General features: G+C 70.7%; 9 protein-coding genes. All 9 read right to left on the bottom strand.

Translation table 11 applies throughout. The annotated features are described in order from the left end of the window. Window positions 1-114: 114 nt before the first annotated feature. The 9 genes from aroB to BZL64_RS05515 all read right to left on the bottom strand — a co-directional run bounded on the left by aroB (window position 115) and on the right by BZL64_RS05515 (window position 9,678). Entirely contained in the window at window positions 115-1,206 is a 1,092-nt protein-coding gene (gene aroB / locus BZL64_RS05560; protein ID WP_086766765.1) for a 3-dehydroquinate synthase, read from the bottom strand. Next, on the bottom strand, window positions 1,203-1,718 hold the full coding sequence (locus BZL64_RS05555; protein ID WP_086766763.1) for a shikimate kinase: 516 nt from the start codon (window positions 1,716-1,718) through the stop codon (window positions 1,203-1,205). Before BZL64_RS05555 ends, aroB begins: the two co-directional genes overlap by 4 nt. Then, window positions 1,715-2,899 (bottom strand): chorismate synthase, encoded by a 1,185-nt coding sequence (gene aroC / locus BZL64_RS05550; RefSeq protein ID WP_086766761.1) that lies wholly within the window; start codon window positions 2,897-2,899, stop codon window positions 1,715-1,717. Before aroC ends, BZL64_RS05555 begins: the two co-directional genes overlap by 4 nt. 179 nt (window positions 2,900-3,078) lie before the next feature. Further along, the gene (locus tag BZL64_RS05545) at window positions 3,079-3,933 is read right to left on the bottom strand and encodes a shikimate dehydrogenase (protein WP_086766759.1); all 855 of its coding nucleotides are present in this window, start codon (window positions 3,931-3,933) and stop codon (window positions 3,079-3,081) included. 4 nt (window positions 3,934-3,937) lie between these two features. Further along, complete coding sequence (mltG, locus tag BZL64_RS05540; RefSeq protein WP_086766757.1) at window positions 3,938-5,617, bottom strand: endolytic transglycosylase MltG; 1,680 nt, start codon at window positions 5,615-5,617, stop codon at window positions 3,938-3,940. A 123-nt stretch (window positions 5,618-5,740) separates the two neighbouring features. After that, complete coding sequence (ruvX, locus tag BZL64_RS05530) at window positions 5,741-6,205, bottom strand: Holliday junction resolvase RuvX (RefSeq protein ID WP_086766753.1); 465 nt, start codon at window positions 6,203-6,205, stop codon at window positions 5,741-5,743. 8 nt (window positions 6,206-6,213) lie between these two features. After that, a complete protein-coding gene (gene alaS, locus BZL64_RS05525) occupies window positions 6,214-8,886 on the bottom strand; it encodes an alanine--tRNA ligase (RefSeq protein WP_086766751.1) in 2,673 nt (890 codons plus the stop codon). Further along, window positions 8,886-9,233, bottom strand: coding sequence for a hypothetical protein (locus BZL64_RS05520; RefSeq protein WP_086766749.1), 348 nt, complete (start codon window positions 9,231-9,233; stop codon window positions 8,886-8,888). Before BZL64_RS05520 ends, alaS begins: the two co-directional genes overlap by 1 nt. 10 nt (window positions 9,234-9,243) lie before the next feature. After that, entirely contained in the window at window positions 9,244-9,678 is a 435-nt protein-coding gene (locus BZL64_RS05515; protein ID WP_086766747.1) for a DUF948 domain-containing protein, read from the bottom strand. Window positions 9,679-9,870 lie beyond the last annotated feature (192 nt).

Genomic DNA, 9,870 nt, shown 5'->3' with positions numbered 1-9,870 from the left:
CGGGCACTTCACACCGCCCCCTGCCGTCCTTTGGTGAACGGCCGGGGGCGGTGTGAAGTGCCCGGTACGGAAGGCGAATCGGACGGAAGGGACCCCTGCGGACGTACTGCGGACCTACTCGGCGACCTCGCCGTACGCGGCGAGCAGAACCGCCGGGTCGGGGCCTTCGAGGACGGTGGGCTTGGCCAGACCGTCGAGGACGATGAAGCGCAGGAGGTCGCCGCGCGACTTCTTGTCGACCTTCATGTTCTCCAGCAGCTTGGGCCACTGGTCGTGGCGGTAGTGCAGCGGCAGCCCCACCGACTCCAGGACCGTGCGGTGGCGGTCGGCCGTGGCGTCGTCCAGCCGGCCGGCCAGGCGGCCCAGTTCGGCGGCGAAGTGCAGGCCGACCGAGACGGCGGCGCCGTGCCGCCACTTGTAGCGCTCGTTCTTCTCGATGGCGTGGGCGAGCGTGTGGCCGTAGTTGAGGATCTCGCGCAGGCCCGACTCCTTGAGGTCGGAGGAGACGACGTCCGCCTTGACCCTGATGGAGCGCTCGATCAGCTCGGCGGTGTGCGGGCCGGCCGGGGTGCGCGCGGCCTCGGGGTCGGACTCGATGAGGTCGAGGATCACCGGGTCGGCGATGAAGCCGGCCTTGATGACCTCGGCGAGCCCGGAGACGTAGTCGTGGGCCGGGAGGGAGTCCAGCGCGGCCAGGTCGCAGAGCACACCGGCCGGGGGGTGGAAGGCGCCGACGAGGTTCTTGCCCTCGGCGGTGTTGATGCCGGTCTTGCCGCCGACGGCCGCGTCCACCATGGCGAGGACGGTGGTCGGGATGGCGATCCAGCGCACCCCGCGCAGCCACGTGGCGGCCACGAACCCGGCGAGGTCGGTGGTCGAGCCGCCGCCGACGCCCACCACGACGTCCGTGCGGGTGAACCCGGACTGCCCGAGCGCCTTCCAGCAGTAGGCCGCGACCTCGGCGGTCTTGGCCTCCTCCGCGTTGGGCACCTGGATGGCGACCGCCTCGAAGCCCTGCTCCGCCAGGTCGGCGCGGAGCGCTTCGCCGGTGTCGGCGAGCGCCTCGGGGTGGATCACGGCGACCCGCTTGACGCGGTCGCCGATCAGCCCGCCCAGCTCACCGAGGAGCTGACGCCCGACCAGCACCTCGTACGGCTCGGAGCCGGCGCTGCCGCCGACCCGGATCCGCGTCACTGCCTCACTCATGCTTGCTTCAACTCCAGAGCGTCCAGGACTGCCTGCGTGACCTCTTCGGGTGTACGGCCGTCCGTCGGCACGACCGCCGTGGCGACCCCTTCGTAGAGGTGCCGGCGGGACTCCATCAGCTCGCGCCACTGCTTGCGCGGGTTGACGGCGAGCAGCGGACGGGCCGCGTTGAGGCCGGTGCGCTTCACGGCCTCCTCGACGTCCATCGACAGGTAGACCACACGCTGCCCGGCCAGCAGGCCGCGCGTCTCCTCGTCGAGGATCGAGCCGCCGCCGAGCGCCAGGACGCCGTCGTGCCCGGCGAGCGCGCGCAGCACGGCCGCCTTCTCGACGGCACGGAAGGCGGGCTCGCCCTCCTCGACGAAGATGTCGGCGATGGTGCGGCCCGCCGCGGCGACGATGTCGTCGTCGGTGTCGCGGTAGGCGACGCCGAGCCGGTCGGCCAGCTGCTGCCCGACGGTCGACTTGCCGACGCCCATCGGCCCGACCAGAACGACCAGCGGCCCGCTCATCGGACGGGGAGGTTGTCGAGGTACGACCGCACGTTGCGGCGGGTCTCGGCGACGCTGTCGCCGCCGAACTTCTCCGCGACGGCGTCCGCGAGGACCAACGCCACCATCGCCTCGGCGACGATGCCGGCCGCCGGGACCGCGCAGACGTCGGAGCGCTGGTGGTGGGCCTGCGTCGCCTCGCCGGTGGCCACGTCCACGGTCCGCAGGGCGCGCGGCACGGTGGCGATCGGCTTCATGGCCGCGCGCACCCGCAGCAGCTCGCCGGTGGACAGACCGCCCTCGGTGCCGCCGGCCCGGCCGGAGGTCCGGCGGATGCCCTCGGGGGTGCTGACGATCTCGTCGTGCGCCTGTGAACCGGGCACGCGCGCGAGGCCGAAGCCGTCGCCGACCTCGACGCCCTTGATCGCCTGGATGCCCATGAGGGCACCGGCGAGGCGGGCGTCCAGCTTGCGGTCCCAGTGCACGTGCGAGCCCAGGCCCACCGGCACGTCGTACGCGAGCACCTCGACGACGCCGCCGAGGGTGTCGCCGTCCTTGTGGGCCTGGTCGATCTCCGCGACCATCGCCTTCGACGCGTCCGCGTCCAGGCAGCGCACCGGGTCGGCGTCCAGCTTCTCGACGTCGGCCGGCGTCGGGTACACGCCGTACGGCGCCTTGGCGGCGGCGATCTCCACGACGTGCGACACGATCTCGATGCCGGCCGTCTCCTTCAGGTACGACCGGGCCACGGCGCCGAGGGCGACGCGGGCGGCCGTCTCGCGCGCGGAGGCGCGCTCCAGGATCGGGCGGGCCTCATCGAAGCCGTACTTCTGCATGCCGGCCAGGTCGGCGTGGCCGGGGCGGGGGCGGGTCAGCGGCGCGTTGCGGGCGAGCCCGGCGAGCACCTCGGGGTCGACCGGGTCGGCCGCCATGATCTGGTCCCACTTCGGCCACTCGGTGTTGCCCACCATGACCGCGACCGGGGAACCGAGGGTGAGCCCGTGACGGACACCGCCGAGGAAGGTCACCTCGTCCCGCTCGAACTTCATCCGCGCACCGCGCCCATAGCCGAGCCGGCGCCTCGCCAAATGGTCCGCGACCATGTCCGTGGTGATCGGCACGCCGGCCGGAAGGCCCTCCAGCGTCGCCACGAGTGCGGGACCGTGGGACTCCCCCGCGGTCAGCCAGCGCAACCTGCTCAACGGTGCTCCTCAGTCTCGCGCCTGGTACTGCCCCGCGTACGCGCGTCGTCGCGTACGGCAACGGCGCGACCGGGTGCGCGACCCTGGTCCGCCACCCCCGATCCTCCCACGTCCGTGACACGGATCCGATCGCCGGTCCATCTGGCGGACGGCCGGCGGTCCCCGGCCCGCGGATCTCGCTACCGGCGGGAGGCGAGCGCGTGCTCTCCCGCCTTGCGCATCGCGTCCACGGGCGCCGGGGTGCGCCCGGTCATCCGCTCCACCTGGAGCACCGCCTGGTGCACCAGCAGATCGAGGCCGCTCACGACGGCTCCGCCGAACATCGACCAGCGGGCGGCCAGTTCGGTCGGCCAGGGGTCGTACAGCACGTCGAACAGGGTGGCGGGCCGCTCCGGTACGGCGGTCGCGAGCGCGTCGGTGGCACCCGCGGGCGTGGTGGCGATCACCAGCGGCGCGCGCAGCGCCTCGGCCGCGTCCTCCCAGCGGGCCGTACGGACGTCGACGTCGAGGCGCTCGCCCCACTGGCGCATCTGAGCGGCACGGGCGTCGCTGCGCACATAGACGACGACCTCGCCGGTGCAGACGCGGGACATCGCGGCCAGCGCGGAGGAGGCGGTGGCACCGGCGCCCAGGATGGCGGCCGAGTCGACCTGCTCGACGCCGTGCTCCCGCAGGGCGGCGACCATGCCGGGGATGTCGCTGTTGTCGCCGACGCGGCGGCCGTCCTCGGTGAACACCAGGGTGTTGACCGCCTCGACGGAGGCCGCCGTCTCGCTGATCTCGTCCAGCAGCGGGATGACCGCGCGCTTGAGCGGCATGGTCAGCGACAGTCCCGCCCACTCGGCCCCGAGCCCCTCGACGAAGGAGGAGAGCGCCGCCTCGTCCACGTCGAAGCGGTCGTACGTCCACTCCGGGAGGTCCAGCGCCTGGTAGGCGGCGCGGTGCAGCACCGGCGAGAGGGAGTGCGCGACGGGGCTGCCGAGCACGGCGGCCCGGTGTCGGTGGGCGTACCCGCCCCTGGTGGTGTCGGTCATGACCTCAGTTACCGGCGCTCTCGTTGAACTTGTCCTTCAGCTTTTCGAACTCCGCGTAGGTCTTGGCGAACTCCGTGTTGTTCTCGCCGTCGGTCGCCACGAAGTAGAGCCAGCCCTCGCTCGTCGGATTCAGCGCCGCCGCGAGTGCCTCTGACCCCGGACTGCCGATCGGTCCCGGCGGCAGGCCCTTCTGCGTGTACGTGTTGTACGGGTCCTGATTCTTGTTGATCTCGGACTCGCTGATGTGGATGTTGCTCTCGTTCTTCAGGTAGTTGAAGGTCGAGTCGAACTGGAGCAACTGGTTGGTCTGGGTGTTCGTCGGCTTGAGGCGGTTGTAGATCACCTCGGCCATCTTGCGGAAGTCGTCGTGCGTCTTGCCCTCCGCCTGGACCATGCTGGCGACCGTGATGACCTGGAGCGGGTCCTCCAGATTCAGCGCCTTGGCCTTGGCGTCGAGGTCGAACTTGCCGTAGGCCGCGTCGGCCGCCCCGACCATCTCCTTGAGCACCGAGGCGGGCTTCATGCCCTTGGCCGCGGGATAGGTGCCCGGGAAGAGGAAGCCCTCCAGCGGGTCCTTGATGTCGCCGTCGGCGTTGGCCCAGTCGGGCAGGCCCAGGGTCTTGAAGTCCTTCTCGGCGACGCCCCTGGTGGTGCCGGCGGTGAGGCCGAGCTTGGTGTCGATCGCCTTGTAGACGGAGATGTTCCGCTGGCCGGGCGTGACCACCACGTTGGCCTGGCTCTTGGGGTCGAGCATCATCTCCACGGCGTTCTCCGCGGACATCTCCTTCTTGAGGATGTACGCGCCGGCCTGGATCTTGTCGCCGTCGCTGCTCGTGAAGGCGGACACGAAGGCGTCGACGCTCTTCACGACGCCGGCGTCCTTCAGCCTGCGGCCGATCTCGACGCCGCCGGCACCCTTGGGGATCTCGATGCTGACGGTCTGGCTGTTGCCTGCGCCCGCGTAGTCCGGCGCCGCGCCGTAACGATTCTGGTAGAACTGGTAGCCGAAATAGGTGATACCGCCCAGGCCGCCGCCGAACACGAGCAGAACAACCAGGCAGGCGCAGCCGTTGCGGCTCTTCTTTTCCTTCTTGGCGCCCTTGCCGCCGCGTCCGCGGCGGTCGCCGCGCCCCTCCGGCTCGTCGTCGTCCTCGTCGTCCGCGCCGCCGCCCGCGAAGAAGGCGTGCTCGCCCTGATCGGGACCGGGGTCCCAGTCGGGTTGCTCCGCCTCCGGCTCGGCGCGCCTGCGCGCGGGCGGCTCCGGCGGCGGATAGGCGTCCGGTGTGCCGTAGAAGTCGGGCTGCTCGGCACCGTAGGCCGCGGCCTGCTGGCCGTACGGGTCACCGGGGTCGGCGGCGTACGGAATGTGGGCGTGGGTGCCGGTGCCGTCCCAGCCACCTTCGTTGTAGGCCTGCTGGTTCGGCTGACCGTACTGCTGTCCCTGGCCGGCGTACTGCTGCTGGTCGTAGGACGGCTGGTACTGCTGCTGGTCGTAGGGCTGGGGCCCGCCGCTGTTCCAGTCGCCGTACTCCTGCTGCTGCTGCGGGTACTGGTGCTGCGACTGGCCGCCGTAGGCAGGCTGATGGCCGGTGTGGCCCTGCTGCCCTTCCCATCCGACGTCCCCGTACAACGGGTCCTCCGGATGCCACGGTTCGGAGCCTGGGCCCCGGCCATACTCAGTCATCTGTCCCCTAGAGCCGCGAGGCGGCGGTCGCGCGGCTGGTGGGCCCGGCTCCCGTCCCGCCTCTTTTCTGTGCGGTCGCTGTTCGAAGACCACCGCATCGCGCGGAACGTTACCGTATCGCGATCAGATGACCACTTCGACGCCCTCTCCCGGCGCCGAGCCTGACACCCGTTCGGATTCGAGGGCCTGCTGAAGGATGATCACAGCGGCGGCCTGGTCGATGACGGAACGTCCCTTCTTGGACTTCACGCCCGAGGCGCGCAGTCCCTGACTGGCCGTCACCGTCGTCATCCGCTCGTCGAGCAGCCGGACCGGGACCGGTGCGATGCCCTTGGCCAGCTCCTGCGCGAACGCGCGCACCTTGGCCGCGGCCGGGCCCTCGCCCCCCTTGAGGGAGCGAGGGAGACCGACGACGACCTCGATCGGCTCGTACTCCTCGACGAGTTGCCCGAGCCGGCGGTGGGCCGCCGGGACGTCACGGCCGGGGACCGTCTCCACCGGCGTGGCGAGGATCCCGTCGGGGTCGCACGAGGCGACCCCGATCCGCGCGTCCCCGACGTCGATCGCGAGGCGACGGCCCTTCCTCATGGAACGGCTCACCTGGCCGAATCCGCCACGAGCCGCTCGACGGCGTCGACGGCCTCGCCGATGGCGGCCGGGTTCTGGCCGCCGCCCTGGGCGACGTCCGGCTTGCCGCCACCGCCGCCGCCGAGGGTCTTGGCGGCCGTACGGACCAGGTCGCCGGCCTTGAGGCCGCGCTCGCGGGCGGCGTCGTTGGTGGCGATGACCGTGAGCGGCTTGCCGTTGCTGATGGTGAACAGGGCGACCACGGCGGCCCGTCCGCCCTGGATGCGGCCGCGCACGTCGAGAACCAGCCGGCGCAGGTCGTCGGGCGTGGTGCCGTCCGGGACCTGGCCGGTGACGACGGCGACCCCGTGGATGTCCTTGGCGGAGTCCACGAGACCGGCGGCGGCCTGGAGGACCTTCTCCGCGCGGAACTTCTCGATCTCCTTCTCGGCGTCCTTCAGCTTGCCGAGCATGGCGGAGACCTTCTCCGGGAGTTCCTCCGGGCGGCCCTTGATCAGCTCCTGGAGCTGGGCGACGACCGTGTGCTCACGGGCGAGGAAGTTGTAGGCGTCGACACCCACGAGGGCCTCGATACGGCGTACGCCCGAGCCGATCGACGACTCGCCGAGCAGCTTCACCAGGCCGAGCTGGGCGGTGTTGTGCACGTGCGTGCCGCCGCACAGCTCCTTGGAGAAGTCGCCGATGGTCACGACGCGGACCCGCTCGCCGTACTTCTCGCCGAACTCGGCGATGGCGCCCTGCTTCTTGGCCTCGTCGAGGCTCAGGATCTCGGCGTGCACGTCGAGGTCGCGGGCGAGGATCTCGTTGATCTTCTGCTCGACGTCGGTCATCACGGCCGTCGGAACGGCGGACGGGGAACCGAAGTCGAAGCGGAAGCGGCCGGGCTGGTTCTCGGAACCGGCCTGGGCGGCCGTCGGGCCGAGGGCGTCGCGCAGGGCCTGGTGCGTGAGGTGCGTGGCCGAGTGGGCGCGGGCGATGGCCGTACGGCGGCGGCCGTCGATGGAGGCGTGGGCCTTGGCCCCGACGGTCACCTCGCCGAACAGGACGACGCCCTTGTGGACGTACACGCCCGGGACCGGCTTCTGGGTGTCGCGGATCTCGACGACGGCACCGGTGTCGACCTTGATGCGGCCGGTGTCGCCGATCTGGCCGCCGCCCTCGGCGTAGAACGGGGTGCGGTCCAGGACGATCTCGACCTCGTCGCCCTCGGTGGCAGCCGGGGAGGAGGCGCCGTCGACGAGGATGCCGACGATCGTGGTCTCGCCCTCGGTGTCGGTGTAGCCGATGAAGTCGGTCTCACCGGCCTTGTCGGCGATCTCGCGGTAGGCGCCGACGCCGGCATGGCCGGTCTTCTTGGCCTGGGCGTCGGCCTTGGCCTGGTCCCGCTGCTGCTTCATCAGGCGGCGGAAGCCGTCCTCGTCCACGGAAAGGCCCTGTTCGGCGGCCATTTCGAGGGTGAGGTCGATGGGGAAGCCCCACGTGTCGTGCAGCAGGAAGGCCTTGTCGCCGGCGAGGACCTTGCCGCCGGACTGCTTGGTCTCGGTGATGGCCGTGTCGAGGATGTTGGTGCCGGCCTTGAGCGTCTTGAGGAAGGCGTTCTCCTCGGCGACGGCGACCTTCTCGATGCGCTCGCGGTCGGTGACCAGCTCGGGGTACTGCTGGCCCATCATGGCGATGACGGTGTCGATGAGGTCCTTGACGACCGGGCCGGTGGCGCCGAGGAGGCGCATGTTGCGGATGGCGCGGCGCATGATGCGGCGCAGGACGTAACCGCGGCCCTCGTTGCCGGGGGTCACGCCGTCGCCGATGAGCATCACCGAGGTGCGCATGTGGTCGGTGACCACGCGCAGGGAGACGTCCGAGTCGTGGGCCTCGCCGTACTCGACGCCGGTCAGCTCGGTGGCCTTCCTGATGACGGCCATGGAGGTGTCGATCTCGTACATGTTCTGCACGCCCTGCAGAATCATGGCGAGGCGCTCCATGCCGAGGCCCGTGTCGATGTTCTGGCTCGGCAGGTCGCCCAGGATCTCGAAGTTGTCCTTGCCGATGCCCTCGCCACGCTCGTACTGCATGAAGACGAGGTTCCAGATCTCCACGTACCGCTCGTCGTTGACGGCGGGGCCGCCCTCGACGCCGAACTCGGGGCCGCGGTCGTAGTTGATCTCGGAACAGGGGCCGCAGGGGCCGGGTACGCCCATGGACCAGTAGTTGTCCTTCATGCCGAGGCGCTGGATGCGCTCCGTCGGCACGCCGACGACCTCGTGCCAGATGCGCTCGGCCTCGTCGTCGTCCTTGTATACGGTGATCCAGAGCTTCTCCGGCTCCAGGCCGTAACCACCCTTGTCCTGGGGCGTGGTGAGCAGCTCCCAGGCGTACTTGATGGCGCCTTCCTTGAAGTAGTCGCCGAAGGAGAAGTTGCCGCACATCTGGAAGAACGTGCCGTGGCGGGTGGTCTTGCCGACCTCTTCGATGTCGGGCGTGCGCACGCACTTCTGCACGCTGGTGGCGCGCTGGAAGGGCGGCTTGACCTCGCCGAGGAAGTAGGGCTTGAAGGGCACCATGCCGGCCGGGACGAGAAGCAGAGTCGGGTCGTCCGCGATGAGCGACGCCGAAGGGACGACGGTGTGTCCGCGCTCCTCGAAGAAGCTCAGCCAGCGGCGGCGGATCTCGGCCGACTCCATCAGTGGTCCTCATTCCGGTTGTACGAGTGCGTCGTGTCGTCGACGTACTTCGGCTTGCTGCGGTTGTTCTCGATGGCGGCGTACCGCCGGGGTGCGGGGAGTTCGGGGTCCGCGTGGAGGCCGAGCGCGTCCCCCAGTTCGGCCTCCCGCTGGGCCATGTTGTCGCGGACGTCCAGCGCGAAGCCCACCGCGCGGTCCTTGAGGCGTGCTCCCGTCTCGAGAGCCTTGTTCGCCGCGGTCGCGGCGAGGCTCTCGGGGGTCAGCTGCCTCAGCTTGCGGTTGACCTTGGTGGTGGCCCAGACACCGGCGGCGACGCCGGTGGAGAACCAGAAGGTACGGCGGAACATCGCTTGGGTCTCAGTCCTTCTTCCGCTTGCCCCACCGCGGGGCCGGGACGGTCCGGCCCACGATCACGGTACGTGGGGGCGCCTTGGCGGGCACGTCTTCCTTGCGGCCGCCGAGGGCCCGGCGTACGCCGTAGCCGAAGGCGGCCACCTTCACCAGGGGTCCGCCGAAGGTGGAGGCGACCGTGGTGGAGAGCGCGGAGGCGTTCGAGGTGACCTCCTGGACGTCCGAGGCGATCGCGTCGACCCGGTCGATCTGGGTCTGTGCCGAGCGGACCGCCGCGGAGGCGTCGGCCAGCAGCGGAACGGCCTTGTCGGTCACGTCCACGACCAGCTTGGTGGTCGCCCTGAGCGTCTGGGCCAGTCTCGCCAGCGCGACGGCGAGGAAGGAGACCAGGATCGCCCAGAACACGGCCACCAGGATGCCGGCCACCTCTCCACCGGACACTGCGCACCCGCTCCCTGAAACGTGCCTCTACATCGGAAAAGTTGTGCACCGAGCCTATCGCGCCGCCGGTACCGGTCCGCACCGGATTTACCCGCGGCACGGGCCGCGTCGGCGCGGCGCTCCCGGACATGAGCGAACCCGCCGCCCCGCCCGCCCGGAAGGGCGGGGGGACGGCGGGTTCGGACACAGAAG

It is taken from the genome of Streptomyces bobili (assembly GCF_002154575.1).
Lineage (GTDB): Bacteria > Actinomycetota > Actinomycetes > Streptomycetales > Streptomycetaceae > Streptomyces > Streptomyces bobili.
Note: the sequence above shows the minus strand (reverse complement) of the source record. Positions and strands in the feature narration are given on the sequence as shown.

Excerpts from the sequence above, each read along its gene's own strand:
- BZL64_RS05545 (WP_086766759.1), bottom strand. The coding sequence starts at position 3,933 with ATGACCGACACCACCAGGGGCGGGTACGCCCACCGACACCGGGCCGCC.
- aroB (WP_086766765.1), bottom strand. The coding sequence starts at position 1,206 with ATGAGTGAGGCAGTGACGCGGATCCGGGTCGGCGGCAGCGCCGGCTCC.
- alaS (WP_086766751.1), bottom strand. The coding sequence starts at position 8,886 with ATGGAGTCGGCCGAGATCCGCCGCCGCTGGCTGAGCTTCTTCGAGGAG.
- ruvX (WP_086766753.1), bottom strand. The coding sequence starts at position 6,205 with ATGAGGAAGGGCCGTCGCCTCGCGATCGACGTCGGGGACGCGCGGATC.
- BZL64_RS05520 (WP_086766749.1), bottom strand. The coding sequence starts at position 9,233 with ATGTTCCGCCGTACCTTCTGGTTCTCCACCGGCGTCGCCGCCGGTGTC.
- BZL64_RS05555 (WP_086766763.1), bottom strand. The coding sequence starts at position 1,718 with ATGAGCGGGCCGCTGGTCGTTCTGGTCGGGCCGATGGGCGTCGGCAAG.
- mltG (WP_086766757.1), bottom strand. The coding sequence starts at position 5,617 with ATGACTGAGTATGGCCGGGGCCCAGGCTCCGAACCGTGGCATCCGGAG.